This window comes from Yinghuangia soli, from assembly GCF_021502675.1.
GTDB classification, from domain to species: domain Bacteria; phylum Actinomycetota; class Actinomycetes; order Streptomycetales; family Streptomycetaceae; genus Yinghuangia; species Yinghuangia soli.
Genome location: NZ_JAKFHA010000031.1, coordinates 26,132 through 52,377, shown reverse-complemented (window position 1 = coordinate 52,377; position 26,246 = coordinate 26,132). Strand labels below are relative to the sequence as shown.

Here is a 26,246-nt window from a genome sequence, read left to right as displayed (position 1 = left end):
GCCGACCGGGTGGCCCGCTGCGGATGGCGGCGGGGCTGCTCGGGGTCTGCTCCGGGGGTGTCCGGGTGCCGCGGGATCGCGGTGCGCAGGCTGCCGCGGGGGCGTCCTGTCCGGTGCGCGCATGTGGCGTGCGTCATCCGGCTTTCGTTTTTGACCGAAATGTAGACTTCAGGTAGGTCGATGTGCCGCCGGTTCTGACCGGTTTGACCGCGTGATGGTCCGCGCGCGTATCCAAGATGTGATGAAAAGCCCGAATGCGGGTAGTTACCCGGGCGATGCAGTGCCCGGGAGAGCGCGTCGCCCGGAAACACCGGGAATCTTCAGGGCCTGCCGCACGTTGATCGATCGAACGAGGCAGCTTCGGCTGCCGAAGTGGACTTCAAGCCCAGGAGGCACGATTTCATGAGTGAGCGAGCTCTCCGCGGCACGCGCCTCGGCGCCACCAGCTACGAGACCGACCGTGGAATCGACCTGGCCCCGCGTCGGACCGTCGAGTACGCGTGCCCCCGAGGCCACCGGTTCGAGATGCCGTTCTCCGTCGAGGCGGAGATCCCCCCGGTGTGGGAGTGCCGCAGCTGCGGCCTGGTCGCGCAGCAGGTGGACGGCGCTCTGCCGGAGGAGAAGAAGAACAAGCCGGCGCGCACGCACTGGGACATGCTGATGGAGCGGCGCACCCGCGAGGAGTTGGAGGAGGTCCTCGCCGAGCGTCTGGCCGTGCTCCGGTCCGGTGGCATCGACCTGCACCACGACCCGCGCGACAACCGCAAGTCCGCCTGAACCCGGGCGGCAAGCCCCCGACACAGGTCCCGGCCCCGGCGGATCACCCGATCCGCCGGGGCCGGGACCTTTTTGCGCCCTGCGCATGTGCGCTCTTCGCGCCCGCTCCGACGTCCGCGCCGCAGGCGCGCCGACCGGCTGCGAGGACAGGGGCGGGGCCGTGTCGTGCGGGGCTGCCCCGCAGGCGCCGTCGTAGGGGCGGTGCCGTTGTGCCGGGCGCGGTGCCGGGATCAGTCCCGGGCCGTCTCCGCGGTCGGCGCACCCGGCTCCGGGGCGGCGTCGGACCAGCCGCGCCGGGCCTCCCAGTAGCCGGTGATGGCCCGGACCTTGGCGTCGAACTCGGGGTCGGCGAGCCCCGGGCCGTCCGCCGGCAGCGGGACCTTGTGCTCCTTGCCGTCCGTCCCGACGAGCACGAGGGTGCGGCTGTGCTTGTTCCGGCGTACGGACACCTCGCGTATCCGGTCCCAAGGCACCGAGACCCGTACGAATCCCTTTGCGGTGAACGCATGGTCGGTGAGCACGACGCGCGGTCGGCAGAAGTAGAACACCGAGAGCAGCGCGAGCGGGGCGATCACGTACATGCGCGCCTCGGCGTCGAACAACCATACGGCGGGCGGCAGTACGGCGGCAGCGGCCAGCGTCGTGAGCAGCCACGTACGGGCCTGGCTCGGCGAGTGCGGGATACGGGTCTCGGGCAGCATGGGCGCAGAAACCTTTCGGCTGAGGTCGGACCGGAGTCCGGGAGCAAGGGGACGGGCTCGCGGCGGGTGTCGGGCCGCGCCGGAGATGATCTTGGCGGGGCCGCACCCTCGCCGCAACGCCGGCCCGAGGGCCGTGTACGTACCGCAGAATCCAGCGTCCCGGCGCGGCCGTGGGACGGGGTCGCGGGCCCGAGGCACACCGTCGCCCACCGCCGACCGCCGATGCAAGATCCCGGGCGCCGATTAGTCCGCCGCCGCCGCATAGCGCACGGCGCGCCGCGCTCCGCGGACACCGGAACCGGCCTAATCTCACCGGGACACCGCGAACGGGACCGCAGGCCTGGACGCCGCCCACGCCACCAGGTACGAGGACATGCCAAGCCCGGGAAGCCGCAGACACCGCCGACCGACGTCCACGGAGGTCGCCGCCCGGCTCGGACGCCGCACACCGGGGGGCGCAGGCAGGCGCGCCCGGCCGGACCGCCACTCCGGCGCACCGCGTCCACGCGCCGCGCCGAGGCCGCGGCAACCGGATGATCGCCTCCCGCGTCCTCGGGAGCGTTGCGTCCGGACTCCCCGTGGAGGCGCGTTGGCATCCGCTGCCCCGCCCTTATACGAACTGCGCACGACGTGGACGCTCCGCCCCCTGGCACGCACCGCGGGGGTCCTGGCGTTCGCCGCCGTGGCCGTGGTCGCAGGTGTGGTCGACGGGAAGTGGTGGCTGGTGCTGTTCGGCGGACTCGGCGTCGGCGCCGCCTTCCTGATGGTCCGTGACGAGTGCCGAAGCCACGTCGTCCTGGCTCTGGATGCGTACGGCGTCACCTTCCCAGTACCCCAGGGCACGCCCCCGAGAGTGATCCCGTGGTCGGAGGTCGAGGCGTTCGTCTGCCACCCGGCCGACAGCGGGGACCACCGCGTGGGCGTGGTCGCGACCCAGGCCTGGCGCGACGCGAACCCGCCCGTGCGGCTGACGGCTGTCGCCCCGGGCTCCTGTCAGGCCAGGTTCGAGGAGCGTATCGACGCCGCCGCCGGAGCTCCGGTCGTCCATACCTCGCAGTTATGGCACGGCCCGCCCCGCAAGCTCCGCGAACTAGCCCAGGCCGTCCGCACCTTCGCCCCCCACCTGGGTTTCACCCACCGCCCCCACGGCCTGTGCCGGATCGACGTCCGCCCCTGAGGCCCCCTTGCCGCTCGCCACGGGTTGGCCGGGCCGGCCGCGACACCGGTACCGACTACTGCCGCTGCGCGCAGACCCGTGCCGCAACGAACCAGCCGGGACAGCCTGATAGGGCGGGAACGGGTTGACCGCGTCACCGCTACAACCAGGTTCGGCCTGTCGAAAGCAGGAAGGCCCGCCTGCTTCCATCCCGCCCGATGCTTCGGTAGGTCAGCAGCAGGTGCAGCCCGCCGGGCATCCACAGACGTCGCTGCCGGCCTTGCCGGCGGGGGTGGTTGCGGGCGCGCAGCAGGCTTCGCCGCGCCAGGCGTTGGCGCCTTCCTTGATGGCGATGGCGGCGATGACCAGGGCGGCGATGGGGTCGGCCCAGGTCCAGCCGAGGGTCGCATTGAGAACCAGGCCGACGAGAAGGACGGCGGACAGGTAGGTGCACAGAAGGGTTTGCTTGGAGTCGGCGACCGCGCTGGCGGAGCCGAGTTCGCGGCCGGCCTTGCGTTGTGCGGCGGACAGGAACGGCATCACCGCGAGTGACAGCGCGGCGAGCGCGATGCCGGTGATCGACCGGTCCGCCTCGCCGGACCCGGCCAGTGTCCGGGCGGCGTCGACGGCGACGTACGCGGCGAGCACGAAGAACGAGACGGCGATGATCCGCAGGGTGCGCTGCTCGCGGGCCTCGCGCACGTAGTGGTCGCGGGCGGAGAACTGCCAGGCGACCGCAGCGGCGGAGGAGACCTCGATCACGGAGTCCAGCCCGAAGCCGACCAGCGCGGTCGACGACGCGATCGTCCCGGCGGTCAGCGCGACCACGGCCTCGACGACGTTGTACGCGATGGTGAAACCCACCAGCAGCCGTATCCGGCGGGCCAGCGCCTCACGGCGGACCGGGCTCGGGCCCAGCGGCAGGGATACCGGGGCGGTCATCAGCAGCAGCCCTTGTCGTCCGTGTCGGGGCAGGTCGGGTCGGCTTCGACTGCGAGGACGGTGGCGCGCAGGGTGTCCAGTGCGGTGCCAAGGCGGGCGTCGGCGAGCTCGTAGCGAGTGCGCCGCCCGACGGGGACGGCGACGACCAGGCCGCAGTCGCGCAGGCACGCCAGGTGGTTCGACAGGCGGGTCCGGGAGATGCCGAGTGCGTCGGCCAAATCGGCCGGATGCGCCGGGGCTTCGCGCAGCGCGAGGAGGATGCGGCAGCGGATCGGGTCGGCGAGGGCGCGTCCGAACCGGGTGAGGACGTCGATGTCGGTGGTGGCGGCGAGATGCGGCATGGCCACGACGGTACACGTATTCTTGAATCCATGAAACAGTGAACTCAAGTTTCGAGGGTCTCGCCGTGCCCGTCATGCCCGACACGCTTCGCGCCGCCTACACCGCCGAGATGGCCGCCGCCCGCGCCGCGGGCCCCACGTCGGACCGGTGGCGGGCGGCGGAACGCGCGCACATCCTGTCCCAGTCCTGGCCGGGCCCGCGCACCCGAACGCACGCGGTCATGCTCCGCCTCGCCGCCCTGCTCCGCGACGCGGGCATCGCCCTGGGCCCGGTCGCCTGAACGGGGACGGGCAACGGTCGGCGCACGGACACGGCCCCGCCGGTCAGGTCCGGCGCACGGCCGCGGACCTGACCTCGTTGTCCAAGTCGTCCAGGACGGGGATCAGCAGTCGGCAGTGGTGCCACGGGATCGCGTCGTACCGGAACCCGTCCTTGGTCTCCTGCGACATCGCCGCCGAGACCGTACGCACGTCGCGTTCGGTGCCCACCCACGATTTCGGCCACTGCGCCCAGAAGGCGGCATCGTCCATGGGCGGATACTCGAAGACCACCGCAACTCCCGTTCACCGGCCTTGGCGCAGACCTGCTGGGTGAGGCCCGCGTCTCGTGTCGAGTCGTGGCCCGGCCTGCGCGTCTGCTGCGGAGCGGGCCGGCGTCACCAGGTCCGGCCGTCGGGGAGGTCCCCCGCGCCGGGAGCGGACAGGTGCAGTACCTCGTAGTGTTCGGTGGCGTCTTCGTCCGGCCCGGAGGTGTCGGCCCACAGGATGAGGCGCAGCAGCGTCCAGTGGTGGGGGTCGACGGCCAGTGCGGCGGTGTGGACGCCTTCGAGGCGGGACAGCTGCCGCAGTTGCTCCGCCTCCTGGTCGATCAGGGCCGAGAGGCCCAGCCCGGTGGCGTCCGGGTCCGTGTCCTGCGGCAGGGGGACGAGGCGGCGCGAGGCTGCCCGGGGAGGTGCCGTGCGGGCGGGGCCGGCGTGGCAGGCGACACCGGTCCAGTGGTGGACGGCCGGGCGGCCGAAGTCCCGGATGATGTTCTGGAATCCGCCGCCGCCGATCAGGAAGCGGGCCACCTCGCCGGTGTCGTTCCACAGGTAGAACGGGGCGTACTGGTTGACCGGCGAGCCTGCGACGCCGCGTTCGCGGACGAGGTAGGCCTTCAGGGCCAGTCCGGCGCGGTCGTCGAGGGCGTGGCCGCCGTCGGCCACCTGCTTGCGGATGATCGCCATGTCGTAGTCGGCAGGCAGGGTGAGTTCGTACTGCTTGGCGTACACGGAGGACGGTGCCCTTCTTGGCGGACGTCGAGGGGTGTGCGGCCTGGTGGAGTACTCGGCCTCGGTGACGGAGGGCGTTCGCTACGTGCGGGGGGCGGGAACGCACGCGGTCAGGAGGCCCAGGACCCCGGTGACGGCCTGGTCGAACGGCTCCACGGAATCGGCGGCACGGGCGAGGACGTAGCCGCCCTGCAGGATCGCGGCGATCGTCGCGGCGGTTTCCTGCGGGTCCAGTCCGGCGTCCAGTTCGCCGCGTTCGCGCCCCTCGGCCAGGACCTCGGCGAGGCGCGCGCGGACCCAGGCCAGGGTCTCGTCGACCGGTGCCCGCAGCGCCGGGTCGGCCATCACGTCCGGGTCCTGGGTGAGGCGTCCGATGGGGCAGCCCTTGAGGACGTCGCGCTCCCGGCGCAGGTACGCGGTAACGCGTTCCATGGCGGTCCCGGGGGCGGCGAACTGCTCCTCGGCCTTGGCCCGCATCTCGTCGGCGGTACGCCGGATCGCGGCGAGCGCCAGGTCCGACTTGCCCGTGAAGTGGTGGTACATGCTGCCCTGGCCGGCCTTGGCGCGGTGCTGGATCGCGGTGGGGCTGGTCCCGATGTAGCCGCGCTCCCAGAGCAGTTCGCGTGTGCTCTCGATGAGCCGCTCCTCGCTGTTCACATGGCGAGTGTACATACGAGTATGTACAGAGCTTCGGCAGGGTGCGGCGTGGTCCTCGACCGGCGGGAATCACCCCCCGCTGCCCTTTTCGACCACAGGGGGGACGTCAGCAGCCCTGGGGATGTCGGGAAGCCTCGACGCTGCGGGGCGTGGTCGGGATGCGGGGCCGGGGTGGGGGGGCGGGGGGGGGGGGGGGGGTCGACGTGGGTGGAGGGACCGGCGACGGCCCGGCACCGCCGCTGGGGCGGTGCCGGGCCTTCGTGGGTGTCCGTGGGGCCGGCGGTCAGCCGGTGAGGCGGCCGGGGCCGGGTTCGGGGGTGTTGTCGCCGGGCTGCCAGATGTGGGCGCCGTCGGGGGTGATGACCTCGCCCTGGACGACCTTGCCGTCGGGCTGGTGCATGCGCATCTGGTCCTGCATGCGGCGGGCCTCGCCGACCGCGGCGCCGAAGCGGGTGCGCTTGGCGACCTGGCTGCCGACCGCGCCGCCGATGAGGCGCCGGACCAGGGGTCGGGTGAACGGCAGGATGCACAGCAGGCCGAGTGCGTCGGAGATGAAGCCCGGGATGATCAGCAGCACGCCGCCGGCGATGGCGAGCCCGGCGTCGGCCGCGGCGCGGTTGGTCGCGGGGCCGGGGACTGCGGCGACGGTGTCGTGCGGTCCGGCGTTCTCGGTCATCGCGTTCTGCAGGCGGCGCAGCGCGCGGCGGCCTTCGTAGCGGATGACCAGGGCGCCGGCGATGACGCCGGCCAGCAGGAGGAGGACGGTGTTGCCCGCGCCGATGGCGGTGCCGACCCGGCTGATCAGGTAGATCTCCAGGATGGGCACGGCGACCAGGGGCAGCAGGATCGCGGCGCGGCGCATGGCGTGGGTCTCCTTCCGGTCCCGGGCGGGCGGTACGCGGGGCGTGCCGGTCCGGGGGTGCGCCCGGGGCGGGTCCCGTTGGCGGGGGCTGCCGGGTGCGGTGCTGGTGCGGGCGGGAGGCCTGCGTGCGTCCGCGGCCCGGCGGCCCGGACGGCGGGTGCCCGGGCCGCGGCGTACGCGTTGGTCTCCTGCTGGTTAGACGCTTCAGGCGTCCGGAGTGTTCCCGCTCCCGGCTGCGGTGCTCTTGCCGCCGTCCTTCGCGGGGCCCGAGGGCGCCGCGAAGGGCGTGTCGGCCGCGGCGGTGGCCCCGGTACCACTCGCCGTGCCGGCCGCCGGGGTGCTCGGGGCCGCCGCGGTGCTCGGGGTGCCGGTCGGGGTGTCGCCCTTGCGGGGTTCGTCGGGGGTGGTGCGGCGCAGGCGGTCGACCTGGCGGCCGGCGCCCCACGCGGTGACCCGCCACAGGGCCTCGGCGACGATGGTGCGGCTCATCTTGCTGTTGCCGCGTTCGCGTTCGATGAAGGTGATGGGGACCTCGACGATGCGGTAGCCGCGGCGGGCGGCGCGCCAGGCGAGGTCGACCTGGAAGCAGTAGCCCTGGGAGGCGACCGAGTCCATGTCGATGCCCAGCAGGGTCTCCTTGCGGAAGGCGCGGAAGCCGCCGGTGATGTCGCGGAGGTCGAGGCCGAGCATGATGCGCGAGTAGGTGCTGCCGCCGCGGGAGAGGAACTTGCGGGACGCGGGCCAGTTGACGATGCCGCCGCCGGGGACCCAGCGGGAGCCGAGGACGAGGTCGGCGTCGCGGACGGCCTCCAGGAGGCGCGGGAGCTGCTCGGGCTGGTGGGAGCCGTCGGCGTCCATCTCGACGAGGATGTCGTAGCCGCGGTCGATGCCCCAGTGGAAGCCGGCCAGGTAGGCGGCGCCGAGGCCTTCCTTGCCCTTGCGGTGCAGGACCTGGACGTGCGGGTCGGCGGCGGCGAGCTTGTCGGCGAGGGCGCCGGTGCCGTCGGGGCTGTTGTCGTCCGCGACGAGGATGTCGACGCCGGGGGTGGCGGCGCGGACCCGGCCGACGATGCCCTCGATGTTCTCCGACTCGTTGTAGGTCGGGATGATGACGAGCACCTTGCCGAGGTCGCTGAAGGTCGTCTGCTCGTGGGGGGCGCTCACATCGTCTCCTCGATGGGGTCTGCCGCCGGCCATCCGGAGCGCGTGGACCCCCGTGCATAGGTCACGTTGTGTCGTCCTCGTCGTCTTCCGCGTGGTGCCCGCTGTGCGCGTCGCGCTCGGTGGTGGTCGGCCTGGTCGTGCGTGTGGTGCCTGCGCTGCCGCCCCGGGGAGGCTGGTCCCCCGGCCGGCATGCCGCGTGTACGGCTGTGACAGTACAACGTGCCGGGTCGCCGTGTGGTTTCGCGCCTGGGGCGGACGTTGGGCCGGGTGCGGTGCCAGGTGCCGTGCCGGTCGGGTGCGCAGCGGCAGGTGGGGGCGCGCGGCGGCCGCGGGGCCGGGCAGGTGGGGGGACGCGGCCGCTCCCGAACCGGCGTCCGGCGCCCCGCACGCCACGGTGGCCGGCGGAACCCACCGCGTGCACCGCATCGGACACCGCGGCGCGGTCCGCGACAGCGGGTCCCGGCACGTCGAGCCCCTGGGCCCGGCCGCGCGCTGGGAGCGGGCCGAGCGGGCCGACCGGGGCGACGGGGGCGACGGGGGCGACGGGGGCGACGGGGGCGGACGCTTCCCGGCCGGCTGCGGTCGGGGCGGCGGCAGTTGGGCCGTCGGCGGCCGGTCGCCTGCGCGCGTGGTGAAGTGCGCGCAGGAGTGCCGGGCGGGACCGGCCGTGGTCGGCGAGGAGGCGTCGGCTCCCCCATGGTGGCCATACCGCGCGTGGCGCACCTGGCCTGGGAGGTACGGCGGTTCCGGGGCGGAGGCCGGGGCTGGTGCTCCGGGCGCCGACCCCTCGGTTCTCCGGCGGTCCAGGCGGCTGCGCGCGGCATGTCCGCACGTACCGGGGAACGGGGAACGCGGAACGGGGGTGTGCACGGAAGCCGGTCGGGTCGGATCAGGCCGGTGTGCGTGTCGGGTGCGGCGGGTGGGGCCCGGTCGCCCTTCGGGCCGGCCCCCGGTCCGGCTGGCTGCGGGTCGCGGGGGCCGTTGTCTACTGGGCGGCCGGGTCCCACCCGGGTCGCACCGTCCGCCGGGGCGGTCCTCGCGGTCGGCGCGGGCAGGCGCACGGGTGCTGCCCTGCCGGACGCGTCCGCCGGTGGCGGCTGTCCGGGGTGCGCGCGTGCGGGGCCGGGTCTGGCGGGGGGTGGCCGTGGGCCACCGGGCCCGGTAGCGAGCGCGGTTCCCGGGGAGGTTGTCCCGGTCGGTCGTCCTGCGGTGGACGTGAGCGAACGTAGCGGCCCGGGCGGGCAGGGTGTCAACACTGCGTTGACCTGGGCCGTTGTGGTGTCTGCGCTGGTCAGGGCGGGGTGCGGCGGGCGGTGCCGACCGGGTGCGGACCGGCGGATAGCCCGCCGGTCGGCGTAATGTCCACCCGTTCGGGCGCGACTCGACGGCCCGTCCCCTGGCCCCGTCCTTTGGCCGCGCCGCCGTCTCGGCCCGCCCTGGCTGTGCCGGTCCCCGGTGCTGTCCGGCCCCGGGCGTCAACGCCCGGCCGTCCGGACGCTTCCCCCGGGTATCCGGCCGCCACGGCCCGCTCGCGCGGCGAGGCGAGGCGGGCGGAGGGCTCAGGACCAGAACGCGTCGCTCGCATCGATGTCGGCGACGCACTCGTCGATGTCGCTGATCTTGCCGCCGACGATGGTGAAGAACAGCGCGCCGTTCTCGTCGATGGTGCGCCCCTGGCGTTGGGCCCGGATGCGGTGCACGGAAATGACGTGGCCGCGTCCGTCGGCCATCACGCGCTCCAGGTCGACCGTCATGGTGCCGTCGGTCTGTTCGGCCATCCCCGCGTAGTACGTGCCGAGGACGTTGTCGCGGCCCTTGAAGTGCCCCGAGAGGGGGTGGGACCCCGGGACATGGTGCACGCAGTCCGCGGTCATAAGGCCGGCGAGCGTTTCCATGTCGCCGGCGCTGAACGCTGCGTAGCCGCGACGGACCAGGGCGCTGTCTGGGTGTTCGGACATGGTTTTCACCCGTTTAGTGGTGATTTGCCCCGCCTCACCATCGTGACCCCCGAGGCGCGTCCGTCACAACCCCGTGGCCGCTCGCACGGTCGGGCGGGTCGTCTCCGGCCTTCGCCGGGATCCGGAGGCGGATCCCGGCAGCCGCCCGGGTCAGGCCACGCAGCCGGCGAACGCGGTGGACAGGCCCGCGTCGGGGCGGGCGCGCCCGGTCTCGGCGGCGGCGAGGGTGAGGCGGCGTACGGCCTCGGCGAGGGTGGGCTCGTCGAGCGTGTAGGGCAGGCGTACGTGCCGTTCGAAGGCGCCGGTGGTGCTGAACAGGGTGCCGGGCGCCAGGCGCAGGCCGTGCCGGGCGGCGGCCTCGGCCAGGACGGTGGTGGAGAGCGTGTCGGTGTGCGCCCACAGCGACAGGCCGCCGGGCGGGATCGCGAACGTCCAGTCGGGCAGGTGGGTGCGGAGCATGCCGGCGAGGGAGTCGCGGGCGGCGCGCATGGCGGGGAGGCGTTCGGCGAGTATGGCGTCGGCGTGGTCGGCGATCAGGTGGTGGAGGACGAGCTGGTCGAGGACCGGGGCGGCGACGTCGAGTCCGGCGCGGGCCGTGGCGAGGCGCCGGACCAGGTCGGGGGTGCCGCGGATCCAGCCGATGCGCAGGCCGCCCCAGAACGACTTGGACGCGGACCCCATGGTGATCACGGTGCCGTTGCGGTCGTGCGCGCAGACCGGTGCGGGGTGGTCGGGGTGCGGCGGGGGCGGGGTGTCCAGGGCGAGGTCGGCGCAGGTCTCGTCGACGACCAGGGTGGTGCCGGTGGCGCGGGCCAGGTCGATGAGCTCGCGGCGGGTGGCGGTGTCCGCGAGATGCCCGGTGGGGTTCTGGAAGTCCGGGATCAGGTAGGCCAGGCGCGGGTTCGCGGCGCGCAGGGCGTCGTGCCAGGCGGGCAGGTCCCAGCCGTGCTCGGCCATGGGCACGGAGACGGGGCGGCCGCCTTCGGCGCGGACGGATTCGAGGGCGTTGGCGTAGGTGGGGGATTCGACGGCGACGCGGTCCCCGGCGTGGATGAGGGTGCGCAGGATCAGGACCCAGGCGGACAGCGCGCCGCTGGTGACGATGATCTGGTCGGGGGTGGTGGGGGCGCCGCGGCGGGTGTAGCGGTCGGCGATGGTCTCGCGCAGGATGGGCAGCCCGGCGGGGTGGTAGCCGTGCGAGGCGGTGTAGGCGGGCAGGGCCTCGGCGGCGTCGGCGACGGCGCGGTGCAGGGCGCGGCCCGGGCCGGGGAGGGCGGCGACGCCGAGGTCGATGGTGCCGGTGATGCTGGTCGGCACGAGGGCGCGGCTGGGGAGTTCGGGCCGGTGGGTGGGCAGCGCGGTCCAGGAGCCGGAGCCGCGGCGGGAGACGAGGTAGCCGTCGGTGCGCAGGATGTCGTAGGCGGCGGCGACGGTGGTGCGGGAGACGCCGAGCCGGTCGGCGAGTCCGCGCTCGGCGGGCAGCCGGGCGGTGAGCGGGACGCGGCCGTCCAGGACGAGGGCGCGGATGCGGTCGGCGAGGGCCTTGTACGCGGGGGTGTGCGGTCCGGCGGCGGCGCCCACGGGGTGCTGCCAGGGGTTGAGCAGGTCGGCCAGGCGGGTGCTGCTGACGGTGAGGTGCTGAACAGTCATCAGTCCACTCCTGTGTGATTGGCCGTGGATCAGGAATCCAGTTGTCGGCATTCTCGCACCAGTGGCTCTTTTTGGGGAGCCTCTTCGTGGGGAGGACGGGACCGGTGGACTGGTACTGGACACGACGCTTGGTGCAGCTCTACGCCGGTCTGGCACTGTACGGGTTCAGCATGGCGCTGATGCTGCGCGCCGGGCTGGGGCTGGATCCGTGGGACGTGTTCCACCAGGGCCTGCAGGAGCGTACGCCGCTCAGCTTCGGCATGGTGACGGCGGTGGTCGGTGCGGCGGTGCTGCTGCTGTGGTGGCCGCTGCGGCAGATGCCGGGCCTGGGCACGGTCTCGAACGTCGTGGTGATCGGCGTCGCCGTGGACGCCTCGCTCCGAGTCCTCCCCGAAGCCGAAGGCCTCGCCTGGCAGGTCGTGTTCATGCTGGCGTCGGTGGTGCTGAACGCGGTGGCGGGCGGCGCGTACATCGGCGCGCGGCTCGGCCCGGGCCCGCGGGACGGCCTGATGACCGGCCTGGTGCGGCGTACCGGCAGGTCGGTGCGCCTGGTCCGGACCGGCATCGAGGTCGCGGTCCTGGCGGTGGGCTTCGCACTGGGCGGCTCGGTCGGCATCGGCACGGTCGTGTACGCGCTGGGCATCGGGCCGCTGGTGCAGGTCTTCCTGCCGCTGTTCACCGTTCCGGAACGCGCCGCGAAGGCTGCGGTCGCCGGGGGCGACGAGGCCGGCACCCGGGCCGCCGGGGTCGGCACGACCGCCGGGGTCGCTGATGTCGGCGCGGCCGGCGGGGCCGGCGGGGCCGGAGGCGCCACTGCAGCCCCGACCGACGCCTCGGCGAACGCTCCGGCGGACGGCGCAGGCGGCACCGCCGACGGGCTCGGTGCGCCAAGCCGGTCCAAGTCGCCGGAGCCGGAGGGCGCAGCGGCCTGAGCCGCCACACCCTGGTCCGTGGCCGCCCGCCCCAGCCGCCACACCCCGGTCCGTGGCCGCCCGCCCCGGTCCCTCCCTGCCGCCCGCCCTGCTCCCTCTCCCTCCGCAGCCCCCGCGGTTGGTGCGATCCCTCCGATCCCCCTGCGCCCCCGCCCCCTGCAGTTCCGCACCCCCGTCCCCTTCGCGGCTCCCCTTCGCGGGTCTCGTCCGCGGGTCCGCCCACAAGGGGCGGGAAGCGCGGCGCAGCGGCGCAGTCCGGCGAATCGCCTCCGCCGCGGCGGAGGCCGCGGCAGGATGTCGATCATGGTCATACGGGGGACCGGTTCCGCACCGGACGATGACGGCGCCCGCGCCGATGTGCACATCACCGCTGCTTCCGCCGCTGCGGGAGGCGACGCGGCGCCGCCGGCAGAGCAATCGCCAGAGTCGACAGGGCAGTCCGAGCGATCCGGGCGACCGGAGGAATCCGGGCGGTCCGAGCAAGCGGGGAGACCGGGGGGTTCAGCGGGATCGGACCAGTCCAGGCAGCCCGAGCAAGCAGAGCAGTCCGAGCACCCCGGCACCTCCCCCGTCGCCGCGCCGTACGGCCTCCTTCACCTGGGCCGAGGTTGGCCGTCGTGGGCGCGGACGGGTGCCGTGGCGGCGTGCGCGCTGCTGTTCGCCGCGGCGGCCGCGGCCGTGGTGCGGATGGCGTTCGCCCGTCCGTCCTGGGATCGGCAGGCCGACCTGCACGTGTACTTCGAGGCGGTGCGCTGGGTCCGCGACGGCGAGCCGCTCTACACCTACACCGCGCAGAACGGCGACCCGTTCACCTATCCCCCGTTCGCACTGCTGGTGTTCTGGCCGCTGGGCTGGATGTCGGAGGCGGCCGCGCGGGTGGTGTGGACGGCGGCGACGCTGGCTGCGGTGCTGGTCCTCGCCGCGGCGCTGACGGCACGTCAGGGGGTGGCGGGGCGGCGGCGGTTCGCGTGTCTGACGTTGGCGGGCGCGGCGGTGCTGGTGTGGTCGGCGCCGCTGCAGTCGAACATCCGGCTGGGCCAGGTCAGCGTGTTCGTGGCGCTGCTGGCGTTCATGGACGCGCTGGAGCTGACGCCGAAGTGGGCGCGCGGTGCGCTGGTGGGGATTGCGGCGGCGGTGAAGCTGACGCCGCTGATCTTCGTGCCGTACCTGTGGGTGACCGGGCAGCGGAAGGCCGCGGTGCGCGCCGGTGCGGTGTTCGCGGCCTGCACGGGCGGGGTGTGGGCGGTGTGGCCGTCGGCGTCGGTGGACTTCTGGACCGAGGCGATCTTCGCGACGAGCCGGATCGGGAACCTGGCCGCGACCGGCAACCAGTCCGTGAACGGGGCGCTGATCCGCACGTCGCTGCCGACCGCCGAGCGGTCCGCGGCCTGGCTGGTGCTGTCGGCGGCGGTGTGCGCGGTGGCGTTCCTGGCCGCGCGCGAGCTGCAACGGCGCGGCGAGGTGGCGCGGGCCGGTGTGGTGGTGGGCTGCGCGTCGGTGGCGGCGTCGCCGGTGTCGTGGACGCACCACCAGGTGTGGACGGTGCTCGCCGGGCTGCTCCTGGTGGCCGGCACGGGGCGGTGGCGGATCGCGGGCGGGGCGGCGCTGCTGGCGGTGATGACGTTCACCGCGGGCGGGTGGGTGTCGTGGGCGCTGCCGGATCCGCTGGGCGGGTTCGTGCACGACAACCTGCGCGGCATGGCGGCGGTCGCGGTGTGCGCGGGCGCGACGGCCGGGCTGTGGCGGGTCCGGGTGCCGATGCAGGTGCGCGTGGCGCCGGGGTTCCGGCTGGTGGCGCTGCCGCGGGCGTGGATGGCGATGGCACTGGTCGCGGCGGTGGGTGCAGCAGGGCTGTTGGCGCTGTCGCGGGACGAGACGGTGCAGACGCGGGTGCTGACTGCGGAGACGGCGTCCGAGCCGTGGTTCTCGGCCGACAGCGGGCCGTGCGGGTTCATGGGCTACGACGCACCGGGCGTTCCGGTCGACGAGATGGTGTTCCCGCCGCGTCCTCCGGAGCCGACGCACGCGCTGTGCCGGAGCCCGGTCGGTGAGCGCAACGGCGGCATCCAGCTGAACTTCACCTGGGCGGCGGCCCCGCCGCCCAGCCACCCGGCCGGCCACCCCTACGAGATCATCGACGGGTTCGTCGGCACCGACGTCGCCCGGGTGGTCTACGTGCCGGTCGAGGGCACCGAGGCGATCGAGGTCCCGCTGCTTCCCGCGGAGATCGGGCCTGCCCCGGAGTTCGCGACCTTGCCGGGGGACGGGCGCCTCCTGCCCGTGCTCGACGAGCGGACACCGGGTGTGCGCCGGTTCACGATCGCGACCACGAACTCCCGGTACGCCCACATGCTTGCGTTCGACGCGGCCGGCCGGCTCATCGAGGACGGCAGCGACAAGCTCCGCGATGGCTGAGCGCCGACGGCAGAACCCGGAGGGTGGCCCCTGGTGGGGGCAGCCAGGGAGCCGGTGAGGGGCCGGCCTCCGCATCCCCCGCCGGCGCGGCGCGTTCGGGTCAGGACACCCCCGCCAGGCGCAGCAGTGCCGTGGTGGCGGCCGCGGCGACGACGATGACCGGGAACGGCGCCTTGCGGACGACGAGCAGCGCGGCGACCGCGACGCCTGCCGGGCGGGCCCAGCCCGCGAAGCCGTGGCCCTGGGTGAACGCGGCCGAGGCGACCAGCGCCGTGAGCAGGATGGTGGCGGCGACCGCGAGCAGTTGCTGGACGCGCTGCGGGATCTCGACGCGGCCGTGGAGCGCGGGGCCGGCCAGGCGCATGGCGAACGTGCCGGCGGCGAGGGCGGCTATGGCGATCAGCGGCATCATCGTCCGACCTCCTGGGGGTCCGCCGCGGCGGTGCACCAGTTGCCGGCGCCCCCGACACCCTCGGCGTAGTCGGTGTTCTCGTCGTCCTCGGTGTGCTCCGGTCGGCCGGAGGTGTGGCCCTGCTCGGGGGCCGCGCCGGGCGGGGAGCCCCCGGTCTCGGGCGCGGCGCTGTCCGCGGCGGGCGTTTGGCTGTCCTTCGTTCCGCTGCCCTTCGCCGTGTCGTCCGGGCGCTTCTCCCGGTCGAACGCGGCGACGCCGAGTCCGGCGAGGGCCAGCAGCACGGGCACGCCCGCGGGCAGGAACGGGGCCGCGGCGACGGCGACCGCGGCGCCCACCAAGGCGGCGTTGCGGGTAGTGCGTTCGGCGGCCAGCGTCGGCCAGATCAGGGCGAGCAGGACGGCGGGGAACGCGGCGTCCAGGCCGAGCGCGTCGGTGTCGCCGATGGCGCTGCCCGCCGCGGCGCCGGCCACGACCGCGGCGTTCCAGGCGGCGAACAGGCCGACCCCGCAGACCCAGAACGCGGCACGGCGGCGGGCGGGGTCGGTGAAGCGCATGGTGAAGGCGACGCCTTCGTCGGTGGTGAGGTGGGCGCCGAGGGCGCGGGTCCACCAGCGGCGGCCGAGGGTGTCGGCGACGGTGAAGCCGAAGGGCAGGAGCCGGGCGTTGAGGATGAGCCCGGTGGCGACGGCCGCGGCGGGGCTGCCGCCGGAGAGGACGACACCGATCGCGGCGAACTGCGAGCCGCCGGCGAAGACCACGACGGACATGAGCACGGGGACCCACCACTCGAGTCCGCCGGCCACGGCTATCGCGCCGAACGAGGCGCCGACGACGGCGTCGGCGACGCAGACCAGGGCGATGTCGCGGAGGGTGTCGGGCGGGACTGTTCGCCATATCGAACGCATGTCCCGTAGAATGAACGCATCGCCCGGTGTTCGTCAAGGCGAACACTTCGACTTCTGGAGCGAACGCATGGGGGAACGCACCCCCGCGAAAGTAGTCCGCCCTCCGGACCCGGCACTGCCCGGCACGGCGTTCGCCACACCGAACACCCCTGCGCCCCGGACCGCGCCCCCGCCTCTACTCTTGACCACGCTGCGCACCGACCCCGCGACAGCCCTGCCGACCTACCCGGAACCGGACGTGGACATGGAAGCCGACATGGACGCCGACGACGCCCCCGCCGACCTCGGCGCGCCCGCTTCCTCCCCTGCGTCCTCCGGCTCCGCTCCCGATTCCGGTGCGGGCGCCCGCCCGCAGGCTCCCGACGTCGTCGCGCTGATCGCCATGTCGGTACGCCGCGAACGCGAGCGCTCCGGCCTGTCCCTCACCGCGCTCGCCCGCCGCGCCGGGATCGCCAAGTCCACGCTGTCCCAGCTGGAGTCCGGCTCCGGGAACCCCAGCGTCGAGATCCTGTGGGCCCTCGGCGTCGCCCTCGACGTGCCGTTCAGCCGCCTCGTCGACCCGCCCAAGCCCGACGTCCGCGTCATCCGGGCCGGCGAAGGCCCCGTCATGTACTCCGAGCACGCCGCGTACGCCGCCACCCTGCTCGCGTCCTGCCCGCCGCACGCCCGCCGCGACGTCTACCGCATCGCCGCGCAGCCCGGCGAGCCCCGCACCTCCCAGCCCCACATGCCCGGCACCGTCGAACACGTCGTCCTCGGCACCGGGCGCGCCCTCGTCGGCCCCGTCGACCACCCCGTCGAACTCGGCCCGGGCGACTACGTCACCTACCCCGGCGACGCCCTCCACATCTTCCGCGCCCTCGAACCGGGCACCAGCGCCGTCATCGTCATGGAACACGTCTGAGCGGCGCCCCGCCGAACGACACGAACGCCCGGGGTTCCGACCCGCCCGAACGGCCCGCCCACACGAGCCGCTTCGGCCGCCCGGGTCACCCGGTGGCCCGGAAGATCTCGCACCCCGCCCCCGACGCCGGCGCGCACGCCACCGCGTACCCCGCGCCGACCTGGAAGTCCCGGAACGCCGCGAACGCCCACGCCGGCCGCGCCCGCGTGTCCGTCACCAGCTCGGCACCGGTCAGCGCGTCGAGGACCACCAGCGGACGCCCCGGCACCCACGCGTACAGCACCCCGTCCCGCGCCCCGACCAGTTCCGGCACCACCTCGGACCGCAGTGCGTCCAGCTGCCACAGCACCCGGTGCGTCGCCACGTCCACCCCGTACGCGAACCCGGTCACCGAGCACGCCACGACCCGCTCGTCCCCCACGCACTGCAGCGTCGTGGACACCAGCGGACCGGACCTCGGCACCGGCACCATCGCCACCACCTCCCCGGTACGCAGGTCCGTCATGTAGTGCACGAACCCGCTGCCGGACCGGTCGTCGCGCCGCGCCTCCGGATCGGTCGTGTCCTGCCCCACCGCGACCAGCACCCCGCCGATCGGGAAGTACTCGCTGCCCACCATCTGCACCCGCGTGTGCTCCCACACCGCCGCGCCCGTCACTGCGTCGCGCCCCCGCAGCAGGCCGTTCTCCGTCCACGCCACCACGCTGCCCGCGACGAACACCCGGCTGCCGCGCAGCGACCACATCACGCGCCCCGACTCCGCGTCCACGACCGCCGTCTCGCGCGAGAGCATCACCAGCGCCTGGTACTGCGACGTCGACGGCGCCCACTCCAGCCGGTAGTGCACGCCGCCCGGATCGTCGATGTCCGCGGTCCACAGCGCACCGCCGCGCAACGGCAGCCCGTCGATCCGCACCTGCGCCCGCCCCGGTTCGACCCGCGGGTACGCGCACAGCGCCACCGGGCCGCGCCGCGTCTCGGCCAGCACCGCCACCACGTCCACGCCGGTCGCCGCCCGCGGCGCGCGCGACGACAGCTCCCGGCGCTCGCTCAGCTTCCGGCCGGTCGCCAGGTCGTACTCGTACACCGTGCAGGACTGCCCCGAGGTGAGGAACAGGCTGCCGCCGGACACCAGATGCGTCCGCGCCCGGCCCGCGTACCCGGCACCGGTGACCTTGAACGGCCGCGGATCGAACTCCCCGGGCGGATCGAAGTCCGGCAGCGCGCCGGCCGTCCCGGCCCCGCCGCCCGGCCCGCCGCTCCCGTCCGGCACCCCGCCGGAACGCTGCTCCGCGGTCGGCGGCGTACTGGGCTCGTCCTGCCCCGACGACCACGCGCCGGAGCAGCCCGACACCGCCAGCGTCGCGGCAACCATCAGCAGGACCAAGGGATTTCGGCGCATATCCACCCCCGCATCACCAGCCAGGCTGGCGACTGCGCGGCACGCCGTCAACACCCGCGCACGCTCCGCACCGGACAACCGCACCGGCCACCGGACACGCCTCGCGCCGCGCCCGGCCCCTCCGCGCGGCCCGAAACCCACTGCCCGCCGGCCGCAGCCCCGGGGCCGCACTCGGCTGCCGCACCCGCAGCCCGCTCTGCCCGGCACCACCACGGCCGGGCCCCCGCCCGCACCGAAACCGGACGGAACGGTGCTTTACCGGGCGTGCCGCCGGGCTTTCCGGGTACAGGGGTGCGAAGTCCACGCCCCGGTTCCGAAGGGAAGCACCATGTACGGATCCGACGACCCGCGCCGCAACCCGTCCTCCCCGTACGCGCGCCCCGACCTGCCCCAGCCCACCACCCGGCAGCCCGCAGCACCCCCCGGCACCCAGCCCGGGCCGTACGCGCCGCAGCAACCCCAGCCCCAATCGCCGCCCCCGCCGCGCTCGAAAGTCGACGCCGGGCGGCTGTGGATGGGCGGCGCGATGGCCGCAGTCGTCGCCGCCCTGACCGCGGTCGTCGCGGTGCTCCTCGTCCGCGGCGTGCTCGACGTCGCGGTGTTCGCCCCGGAAGGCGAAGGCGCCTTCGGCGACGCCTCGACCGGCGCACTCGCCATAGGAGCCGCAGGCGCGGCGCTGGCCGCCACGCTCCTCATGCACATCCTGCTGCTCGCCGCCCCGCAGCCCGGCCGCTTCTTCACCTGGATCGTCGGCCTGGCGACCGCGGTGATGGTGCTGCTGCCGTTCACCACCGACGCGGAACTCTCCGCCAAGATCGGCAGCGCCGCGGTCTACCTCGCCATCGGCATCGCGATCGGCTCCCTGGTCTCCGCCTCCGGCCGCTCCGCGCTCCGCACCGCCCGCTGACGCCGACCGACCCGAACGCGCGCGTCTCGGCACGCGCATCCCCGCCCCGCACGAAGGCGGCGCCGCCCCACCAGGGCCGCGCCGCCTCTCCATGTCGTCACCACCCCCGAGGCGGCAGGCCCGGCTGGAACGGCGCGCGGACGGTCAGCGGATCGGCGCCCGCCCGCAGCGGAACGCCCCGTCGCGGAGCAGGTCCTCCGTCAGCACCACACCGGTGAGGTGCTCCGCGAGTGCGAAGCACGCCAGGCCGGGCGCGTAGTCGTCCGGCGGGTCGGGCGCGAAGTCGAAGCCCGCCGCGCGCATCGCGTCGAGGCTGCCGTCCGGATCGCTGCCCCACCGCGACTCGCAGAACGTCGGCTCGAACGCCAGCCGCAGGCCGCCGTCTTCAGCCCACACAAAGCTGTCGACGCCGTTGATGTTCACGAAGTGCGAGACCCAGCGCGTCCCGACCGAGGCCGGCAAGGCCCGGTCCTCGGAGACACCCAGGTAGCCGTTCGGCTCGATCAGCAGGGTCCACGCCCCCACCCGGGTCATGGCGAGCAGCTGCTCCCGGTCGCCCGACTCCTCCAGCAGCGCGAACGCGGCGTCGGCGAGGCCCGACACCCCGGTCGACTCGGTCCATTCCGTCGACGCCGTCCCGTCTGCGCCGCCGAGCCGCCGCACCAGCTCCTCGGGAGCGATCCCTTCGACGAGCGTGATGCAGTACGCCTCGGCGAGGTCGGGAAACAACTCGTCGAACCACCCGTACGCAGCACCCGTCGCGACCATGGCCCTGATCATCCGTCAGGGAGCCGACACCGCAGGCACCGGGGAGCAGCTCGTACCGGCCCCCGCCCGCAACGCCGCACGCCGTCACGGAGCAGCACAGAGCGGGGCGCGGGCGGGTGCCGCGTCGTCACATGCCCGGGCGGTAGCGGATCGGGTGGTCCTCCGGGACCTCCACCACGCAGATGCGCAGGCCGTCCGGGTCGGCGATCCACATCTCGTCCAGGCCCCACGGTTCGCGCCGCGGCTCCCGGACGATCTCGGCGCCGCGTTCGGCGAGTTGCTTGTGCGCGGCGGGCAGGTCGCGGACCTGGATCCACAGCTGCGTGGCGGGCGTCGGCGGCGTGTCCGAGCCGGCCGACACCTCCAGGTAGCCGCCGCCCAGGAAGAACACCGTGCCCCGGTGCGGATCGGTGCCGAACTCGCGGTACACCGCGAGTCCGAGGACGTCGCGGTAGAAAGCGCGCGTACGTTCGAGATCGGTGGGCCGCAGCAGGATGCGGCTGCTCAGGACGTCCATGCCCGACTCATCGCCCGCCCGGCGCCCGGTTATGCATCGCCCGCACATCGCCCGCACATCAGCCGCACATCACCGGCCCGTCCCCCGCGCGCCGCGCCGCACCTCGCAGACCCGCCGCAAGGACCCCGCCGACCCCGCGCCCCGCCCCCACCCGCCGCCCCGCGCACCGGAGAACACCCCAGGCGGCCACCCCAAGACCTGCCCTGACACGGCCACGGACCGGTCCTGAAACGGTCCTGAACCGGTCCCACGGCGGCCCGGAACCGCCTCCGTCCGGCCCACCGCCGACGCACGTCTCCGCGTGCTCCCACGTCCCGGGCGTTACGCTGCCGCGCAGGGCAATCGGGGCGGACGCCCCGCGGACACCAAGGGGTTGCGGGTGGCGTACGACCACGTGGCAGGGTCGATGTTCGGGCTGGCATACGGCGACGCGCTCGGCGCGCCCACCGAATTCCTGGGCTATGCGGAGATCATGCGCCGCCACGATCTGCCCGGCCCGCGCGAACTCGACCTGCGCGGCGGCGTCGCCATGGTCACCGACGACACCCAGATGGCCCTCGCGGTCGCCGACGCCCTCGGTTCCGCGCTCGAGGACGGCCACGCGCTGACCCCCGAGCGCCTCACCCCCCGCCTCCGCGGCCGGTTCCTGGCGTGGTGGGACTCCCCCGACAACAACCGCGCGCCCGGCAACACCTGCATGCGGGCCTGCGCGGCCCTCGCCGAGGGCGTGCACTGGGACTACGCGACCGTCCGCGGCTCCAAAGGCTGCGGCGCGAACATGCGGGTCACCCCCGTCGCGCTGCAGCACGGCCTCGGCGAGGCGGACCGCTGCGCCGCGGCGCAGCTGCAGGCTGCGCTCACGCACGGCCACCCCACCGCGCTGGCCGCCTCCGACCTCACCGCGGCGGCCGTCCATGCGATGGCCGCCGGGGTCGCCCCGAAGGACCTCCCGGCGTACCTGCGCGCGCACGCCGAAGGGCAGCGCCGCGTCTACCACGGCGACTGGCTGGGCGACCGGCTGTGGCGCGGCCCGTTCGGGACCACTCCGGAGGACTTCATCGCGCGCGGCTGGGAAGAGTGCCTTGAGGTGCTGGCCCGGCTGGACGCGGCGCTGCTCGTGCCGGACCGGCGCAGCGACCCGTGCAACGCCACGGGAGAGGGCTGGATCGCCGAGGAGGCGCTGGCCACCGGGCTGCTGTGCTTCCTGCTGTACCCGGACGAGCCGGTCGACGCGATCGCCCGGGCCGCGGCGACGTCCGGCGACTCGGACTCGATCGCGGCACTGGCCGGGGCGTTCGCCGGGGCCGTGCACGGCATGGGCGGCTGGCCCGGGCCGTGGGCGCAGGTGATCGAGTACCGGGAGGAGCTGGAGCGGCTGTCCGGGGCGCTCGCCCGGTGACGGGCCGCGCCGCGGGTACGGTCCGGGCAGGTGCAGCGCACCCGTCCGGCCCGCGCGGCGCAGCCGGCAGCACCACGCGTGCGGCCGGCACGACGCGTGCAGCAAGCGCAGCAGGTACGTCAGAGTCAGGCAGGGTCAGGCAGGGCAAGTAAGCCGCCGCGGTCCCCGGAACCCCCGGGGCGGCGGCCGAGTCGAGGTCGGGTGCAGTAGTGGGTTCGGTACGGCGTGCGGCAGCAGGACCGGCTGGTCGGCAGGGCGTCTCCGTCCTGTTCCCCGGCCGCGGGCGCGGCCTGTTGGCCGGACTGGTGAGCGGGCCGGCCGGCCCCGCCGGGACGTCCGCGGGCAGCAGCATGGGGCATTCCCTGGCCGGCACGGTCGGCGGATCCGTCGGCGGGCTCGCCGCCGGCGTCGCGGGCGCCCTCGGCGTGGCCAGCAAGGCCGGCGCCGCCCCTTCGGGCCCGGGGGTGCGCCCCGGCCTGCTGGGCCGCATCCACGCCGCCGACCAGGCCGCGTTCGCGTGGGTCGCCTCGCACCACGTCCCCTGGGCCAACCGCGCCCTGCCCGCCTTGTCCCGCTCCGCGAACCGCTCGCACCTGTGGATGGTCGCGGCCGGCTCCATGGCCCTGTCCGGCGGACGCTCCGGACGCCGCGCCGCGCTCCGCGGCATCGGCTCGGTCGCGATCGCCTCCACGGTCACCAACGTCCTCCTCAAGAACTGGACGCAGCGCCCCCGCCCGGTCCTCGACCTGGTCCCCCACGTGCGCCGCCTGCCGCGCCAGCCGTGGACCACGTCCTTCCCGTCCGGGCACGCCGCCTCCGCCGCCGCGTTCGCGACCGGCGTCGCCCTCGAGTCCCGCTCGCTCGGCGCTGCCGCGGGCGTGCTCGCCTCCGGCGTGGCGTTCTCCCGGGTGTACACCGGCGTCCACTACCCCGGCGATGTTCTCGCCGGGGCCGCACTGGGCGTCGCCTCGGCAGCGGTCACCCTGCGCTGGTGGCCGCGGCGCCCGGTCCAGGCCGCGTTCGCACCGCAGCCGCGCATCGTCGTTCCGGCCCTGTCCGGCGGCGAGGGCCTGGTCGTCGTCGTCAACGCCTCGGCCGGCCCGGACGGCGAAGTCGCCCCCCGGCTCCGCGAACTCCTGCCGCTCGCCACCGTGTGGGAACGCGTCCCCGCCGACAGCGACACCCCCGACGGCAACGGCAACGGCGGCGGCCCCGGCGACGATGCGGCCCCGTACCGCGAACCCGGCACCCGCGACGACGCCCGCGCCACCGCCGCGAAGGCCGCCGCCGCGAACGGCTCGGCCCCCGGAACCGGCGCAGGATCCGGCGCAGAATCCGAATCCGGCGCCGGGTCCGATGCCGCCGACGGCTCCGACCTCGTCGCCATGCTGCGCCAGGCCGCGGCCGAAGGCGTCGTCCTCGGCGTCGCGGGCGGCGACGGCACGATCAACGCCGCCGCCAAGGTGGCCCTCGAATTCGGCGTCCCGCTGGCCGTCTTCCCGGCCGGCACGCTCAACCACTTCGCCGGCGACCTCGGACTCCAGCGCCTGGAGGACACCGCCCGCGCCGTCCGTGCCGGTGAAGCCGTCCTCGTGGACGTGGCCGAGATCGCCCGCGACCGCACGCACGACTTCGGGCCCCTCAGCGAGACCGAACCCGAGGTCTTCCTCAACACCTTCTCCCTCGGCGTCTACCCCGACCTGGTCCGCGCCCGCGAGGCCATGGAAGGCCGCATCGGGAAGTGGCCCGCCATGCTCGTCGGCCTCGTCGCCGTCCTCAAGGAAGCCCGGCCCGTCAAGCTGCGCGTCAACGGCCGCGCCCGCTCCGTATGGCTGCTGTTCCTCGGCAACGGCGCCTACGCGCCTCCCGGGTTCGCCCCCGCCTACCGCCCCAACCTGCACGACGGACTCCTCGACGTACGCCTGGTCGACGCCGCCCGCCCTGCCGCCCGCATCCGCCTCGTCGCCGCCGTCCTGTCCGGCACCCTGGGCCGCTCCCGCGTGTACGAGGCGTCCACCGCCCGCGCCATGCGCCTCACCGAGATCCAGGCCGGCGCCCCCCTGGCCGTGGACGGCGAAGTCCGCCCCGGCGCGTCCCAGCTCCGCATCGCCAAGGGCCGCCGCCTGGTCGTGTACCGCCCCCTCGGCGCCCGCCGCGCCTGAGCGACCTCCCGCCCCGCCGCACCACCACCGTGGAGGCCCCCGTGCACGCCCCCGAACCCGTCCGCTTCACCGTCCCCGCCCAGGCAACGCCGCCGGCCCGGACCGCCGAGGCATCCGAAGCGGCCTCCGAGTCCTCCGGGGCCTCCGGAGCCTCCGAGGCCGACGCACCCGTCCCCGCCCAGGCATTCGCGCACCTCGCCGAGCGCTTCGAGACCGCCCGCGCCGCCGACCGCGTCCGCATCGCCCGCCTCGAACTGCAGGCCGCCCGCCTCGAACTCCGCGACACCGTCCGCGACCTGCTCGCCCTGGGCACCGGCTTCCGCGCCCTGCCCGACCGCGCCGCCGGCATCCGCGTCCCGCACGAGACCGTCGACGAGATCGTCACCGGCCTCGAAAGCGTCGCCGCCCACACCGCCGAAGCCGCCCGCGGCGACCTCGCGGGCGAAGGCGAGGACTGGGACACCTGGACCCTCGGCGAACTCCGCCACATGCGCACCACCTACGACGACATGCGCCGCGTCGCCCGCGAATTCCGCGACCAGGTCGCCGCCGCGGTACGCCAGTACACCCACGCCCTGGAGACCATGCGCCTCGCCGTCGACCGCATGGCCGTCCGCTGCGAGGCCCTCGACCTCGCCCGCGACCGCATGCACGAGGAACTCGCCGCCACCGCCCGCACCGGCGCGAACCACCACGGCCTGTACGAACTCGCCCTGGAACTCGACGCCGACGTCGACCGGCTCACCCGCGACACGGACATCTTCCGCGCCGCCGACTTCCACACCCGCGCCGACGAACTCCACGCCTGCATCGACGCCGTCACCACCGAGTCCGCCCGCCACCGCACCCCCGCACGCCGCACGGCAACCGAACCGGCCCCCGATGTCGTCCCTGAAGGCGACGCGACCGGCCGGCACCTCCGGTAGACAGAGACCGCTCGTACCGCGCACGGAATCCGGATGCGCCGCAGGCCCCCCGTTGGGCACAGTGGGCGCTGACGAAGCGCAAACGCATCGGACAGCAGCAGGCAACACGGGGACGGGGCCGGAAAGGCAGGAGGACCATGGGGGGCGGGTCGACCAGGAGCGCCGCAGCGGACACGCGCGCGCCGGCACCGAGAACACCGCATCCGGCAGCCGCAATCGCCGTGTCGGTGGCAAGCTCCGCCGCCCTCGTCGGCGCCGCAGCCCGCAGCAACCGGGCACGCCGCCGCGCCGCCGTCGCCCGCGGGGCTCTCGGCGCAGCGCGCGTCCTGGCCGCCGGACGCATAGCCGTCGGCGTCGCCCAAGCCGTCGCCCCGCAGGCTGCCGGCCGCCTCCTCCCGGCCCGCCCCGCAGGCGTCGGCGACGCCTCCGCCCTCTCCCGCGGGCTCGGCATCCGCGACACCGTCGTCGCCACCGGCTGGTGGCGCGCCCTCGACCGAGGCCACGGCGCCGAATGGGCCTGGCTCCAAGTAGCCGCGGATGTCTCCGACGGCGCCGGCACCATAGGCCGCTGGCGCGCCCTCGACCGCCGCGAAAAAGCCTGGATGGTCCTCCTCGGCGCCCTCGCCGTAGCCGACACCGCCGTGGCAGTCGCCCTGGGCGGCGCCGACGACACCCCCGAAACCCCCTGACCGACAGCCGGCGCACCCAGCGCGCCGGCCTCCTCAATCGGGCACGCCCGGCAGATCCGGCATCGGCAACACAGGCGACGCACGCACGAACTCCACGGTGTCCCACAGCGTCAACGCACTCCCGCCTCGCTCCCCAGGCAGGACGCCCACCCGCCGAGCGGAACGGAGACGATGAAGCGGCGCTTCCCAGCGTCCCGCCCACCCCACCCTGCAAGCCGCCACGCACCCCGTCCGCAGCGCTCCTCAGGCGCTCCCCACCCGCCTCCTGCCCCGTGCATCGGGCGCGCACCCGCGAGCCACACTCGACGGCTGGGCTCCCGCCGAGCGGAGCGGGGCCGTCACGGACCGGCGTTTCCCCGGCACCCCGCCCCCGCCCCCCGCACACCGTGAGGCCGACGCCCACCGCCGGCCGCCCTCGATGGCCACCCC

25 protein-coding genes and 1 pseudogene are annotated in these 26,246 nt (G+C 74.8%); 11 read left to right on the top strand and 15 right to left on the bottom strand.

The features are described from left to right. Nucleotides 1-402 precede the first annotated feature (402 nt). Entirely contained in the window at nucleotides 403-777 is a 375-nt protein-coding gene (locus tag LZ495_RS34170) for an RNA polymerase-binding protein RbpA (RefSeq protein WP_235057012.1), read from the top strand. Nucleotides 778-1,007: 230 nt separating this feature from the next. Here LZ495_RS34170 and LZ495_RS34165 read toward each other — a convergent pair whose 3' ends face one another. Then, nucleotides 1,008-1,478 carry a hypothetical protein gene (locus LZ495_RS34165; protein WP_235057011.1) on the bottom strand — a complete coding sequence of 157 codons (471 nt, stop codon included), beginning with the start codon at nucleotides 1,476-1,478 and terminating at the stop codon, nucleotides 1,008-1,010. Between the two features lie 589 nt (nucleotides 1,479-2,067). On the opposite strand from LZ495_RS34165, the gene LZ495_RS34160 reads away from it, so the two are divergent. Further along, nucleotides 2,068-2,655 carry a hypothetical protein gene (locus LZ495_RS34160; protein ID WP_235057010.1) on the top strand — a complete coding sequence of 196 codons (588 nt, stop codon included), beginning with the start codon at nucleotides 2,068-2,070 and terminating at the stop codon, nucleotides 2,653-2,655. A 210-nt stretch (nucleotides 2,656-2,865) separates the two neighbouring features. Here the strand turns inward: LZ495_RS34160 and LZ495_RS34155 are convergent, their stop codons facing one another. Next, the gene (locus LZ495_RS34155; RefSeq protein ID WP_235057009.1) at nucleotides 2,866-3,576 is read right to left on the bottom strand and encodes a cation efflux transmembrane domain-containing protein; all 711 of its coding nucleotides are present in this window, start codon (nucleotides 3,574-3,576) and stop codon (nucleotides 2,866-2,868) included. Beyond that, nucleotides 3,576-3,917, bottom strand: a complete 342-nt coding sequence (locus LZ495_RS34150; protein ID WP_235057008.1) for an ArsR/SmtB family transcription factor — start codon at nucleotides 3,915-3,917, stop codon at nucleotides 3,576-3,578. Before LZ495_RS34150 ends, LZ495_RS34155 begins: the two co-directional genes overlap by 1 nt. Before the next feature lie 74 nt (nucleotides 3,918-3,991). Here LZ495_RS34150 and LZ495_RS34145 point away from each other — a divergent pair, with 74 nt between their 5' ends. Then, a complete protein-coding gene (locus LZ495_RS34145) occupies nucleotides 3,992-4,198 on the top strand; it encodes a DUF3703 domain-containing protein (protein WP_235057007.1) in 207 nt (68 codons plus the stop codon). A 43-nt stretch (nucleotides 4,199-4,241) separates the two neighbouring features. Here LZ495_RS34145 and LZ495_RS34140 read toward each other — a convergent pair whose 3' ends face one another. The 7 genes from LZ495_RS34140 to yczR form a co-directional block, all read right to left on the bottom strand. After that, complete coding sequence (locus tag LZ495_RS34140) at nucleotides 4,242-4,448, bottom strand: hypothetical protein (protein ID WP_235057006.1); 207 nt, start codon at nucleotides 4,446-4,448, stop codon at nucleotides 4,242-4,244. A 125-nt stretch (nucleotides 4,449-4,573) separates the two neighbouring features. Next, complete coding sequence (locus LZ495_RS34135) at nucleotides 4,574-5,188, bottom strand: DUF4865 family protein (RefSeq protein ID WP_235057005.1); 615 nt, start codon at nucleotides 5,186-5,188, stop codon at nucleotides 4,574-4,576. A gap of 81 nt (nucleotides 5,189-5,269) precedes the next feature. Continuing rightward, nucleotides 5,270-5,845 (bottom strand): TetR/AcrR family transcriptional regulator, encoded by a 576-nt coding sequence (locus tag LZ495_RS34130; protein WP_235057004.1) that lies wholly within the window; start codon nucleotides 5,843-5,845, stop codon nucleotides 5,270-5,272. A gap of 283 nt (nucleotides 5,846-6,128) precedes the next feature. Then, nucleotides 6,129-6,707, bottom strand: a complete 579-nt coding sequence (locus tag LZ495_RS34125) for an FxsA family protein (RefSeq protein WP_235057003.1) — start codon at nucleotides 6,705-6,707, stop codon at nucleotides 6,129-6,131. Between the two features lie 204 nt (nucleotides 6,708-6,911). Next, nucleotides 6,912-7,904, bottom strand: a complete 993-nt coding sequence (locus LZ495_RS34120) for a polyprenol monophosphomannose synthase (protein WP_235057002.1) — start codon at nucleotides 7,902-7,904, stop codon at nucleotides 6,912-6,914. Between the two features lie 1,526 nt (nucleotides 7,905-9,430). Next, the gene (locus tag LZ495_RS34115; RefSeq protein ID WP_235057001.1) at nucleotides 9,431-9,829 is read right to left on the bottom strand and encodes a nuclear transport factor 2 family protein; all 399 of its coding nucleotides are present in this window, start codon (nucleotides 9,827-9,829) and stop codon (nucleotides 9,431-9,433) included. Nucleotides 9,830-9,979: 150 nt separating this feature from the next. Then, nucleotides 9,980-11,479 (bottom strand): MocR-like transcription factor YczR, encoded by a 1,500-nt coding sequence (yczR, locus tag LZ495_RS34110; RefSeq protein ID WP_235057000.1) that lies wholly within the window; start codon nucleotides 11,477-11,479, stop codon nucleotides 9,980-9,982. Nucleotides 11,480-11,649: 170 nt separating this feature from the next. On the opposite strand from yczR, the pseudogene yczE reads away from it, so the two are divergent. Beyond that, nucleotides 11,650-12,249, top strand: a pseudogene (gene yczE / locus LZ495_RS34105) (membrane protein YczE); the annotation flags it as partial. Between the two features lie 798 nt (nucleotides 12,250-13,047). After that, complete coding sequence (locus LZ495_RS34100) at nucleotides 13,048-14,826, top strand: glycosyltransferase 87 family protein (RefSeq protein WP_235056998.1); 1,779 nt, start codon at nucleotides 13,048-13,050, stop codon at nucleotides 14,824-14,826. A gap of 100 nt (nucleotides 14,827-14,926) precedes the next feature. Here the strand turns inward: LZ495_RS34100 and LZ495_RS34095 are convergent, their stop codons facing one another. Further along, nucleotides 14,927-15,238 (bottom strand): AzlD domain-containing protein, encoded by a 312-nt coding sequence (locus LZ495_RS34095; protein WP_235056997.1) that lies wholly within the window; start codon nucleotides 15,236-15,238, stop codon nucleotides 14,927-14,929. Further along, the gene (locus LZ495_RS34090) at nucleotides 15,235-16,143 is read right to left on the bottom strand and encodes an AzlC family ABC transporter permease (protein ID WP_308268683.1); all 909 of its coding nucleotides are present in this window, start codon (nucleotides 16,141-16,143) and stop codon (nucleotides 15,235-15,237) included. The genes LZ495_RS34095 and LZ495_RS34090 overlap by 4 nt, the downstream gene beginning before the upstream one ends. 382 nt (nucleotides 16,144-16,525) lie before the next feature. Here LZ495_RS34090 and LZ495_RS34085 point away from each other — a divergent pair, with 382 nt between their 5' ends. Continuing rightward, entirely contained in the window at nucleotides 16,526-17,047 is a 522-nt protein-coding gene (locus LZ495_RS34085; protein ID WP_235057046.1) for a helix-turn-helix domain-containing protein, read from the top strand. A gap of 85 nt (nucleotides 17,048-17,132) precedes the next feature. On the opposite strand, the gene LZ495_RS34080 is transcribed toward LZ495_RS34085, so the two are convergent. Next, entirely contained in the window at nucleotides 17,133-18,422 is a 1,290-nt protein-coding gene (locus LZ495_RS34080; protein WP_235056996.1) for an outer membrane protein assembly factor BamB family protein, read from the bottom strand. 355 nt (nucleotides 18,423-18,777) lie between these two features. Between LZ495_RS34080 and LZ495_RS34075 the strand changes: the two genes are divergently transcribed. Beyond that, on the top strand, nucleotides 18,778-19,356 hold the full coding sequence (locus tag LZ495_RS34075; RefSeq protein WP_235056995.1) for a DUF6069 family protein: 579 nt from the start codon (nucleotides 18,778-18,780) through the stop codon (nucleotides 19,354-19,356). A 144-nt stretch (nucleotides 19,357-19,500) separates the two neighbouring features. Here LZ495_RS34075 and LZ495_RS34070 read toward each other — a convergent pair whose 3' ends face one another. Both LZ495_RS34070 and LZ495_RS34065 read right to left on the bottom strand, forming a co-directional pair. Beyond that, nucleotides 19,501-20,124: a DUF6461 domain-containing protein gene (locus LZ495_RS34070; RefSeq protein ID WP_235056988.1), complete on the bottom strand. Its 624-nt coding sequence runs from the start codon at nucleotides 20,122-20,124 to the stop codon at nucleotides 19,501-19,503. Nucleotides 20,125-20,251: 127 nt separating this feature from the next. Beyond that, nucleotides 20,252-20,641, bottom strand: a complete 390-nt coding sequence (locus LZ495_RS34065; RefSeq protein ID WP_235056979.1) for a VOC family protein — start codon at nucleotides 20,639-20,641, stop codon at nucleotides 20,252-20,254. Between the two features lie 379 nt (nucleotides 20,642-21,020). Here LZ495_RS34065 and LZ495_RS34060 point away from each other — a divergent pair, with 379 nt between their 5' ends. The 4 genes from LZ495_RS34060 to LZ495_RS34040 all read left to right on the top strand — a co-directional run bounded on the left by LZ495_RS34060 (nucleotide 21,021) and on the right by LZ495_RS34040 (nucleotide 25,817). After that, complete coding sequence (locus LZ495_RS34060) at nucleotides 21,021-22,040, top strand: ADP-ribosylglycohydrolase family protein (RefSeq protein ID WP_505011346.1); 1,020 nt, start codon at nucleotides 21,021-21,023, stop codon at nucleotides 22,038-22,040. A 350-nt stretch (nucleotides 22,041-22,390) separates the two neighbouring features. Next, a complete protein-coding gene (locus tag LZ495_RS44580) occupies nucleotides 22,391-24,202 on the top strand; it encodes a bifunctional phosphatase PAP2/diacylglycerol kinase family protein (RefSeq protein WP_284701872.1) in 1,812 nt (603 codons plus the stop codon). 41 nt (nucleotides 24,203-24,243) lie between these two features. After that, on the top strand, nucleotides 24,244-25,128 hold the full coding sequence (locus LZ495_RS34045; protein WP_235056970.1) for a hypothetical protein: 885 nt from the start codon (nucleotides 24,244-24,246) through the stop codon (nucleotides 25,126-25,128). A 227-nt stretch (nucleotides 25,129-25,355) separates the two neighbouring features. Continuing rightward, a complete protein-coding gene (locus LZ495_RS34040; RefSeq protein WP_235056959.1) occupies nucleotides 25,356-25,817 on the top strand; it encodes a hypothetical protein in 462 nt (153 codons plus the stop codon). The last annotated feature ends 429 nt before the right edge of the window (nucleotides 25,818-26,246 follow it).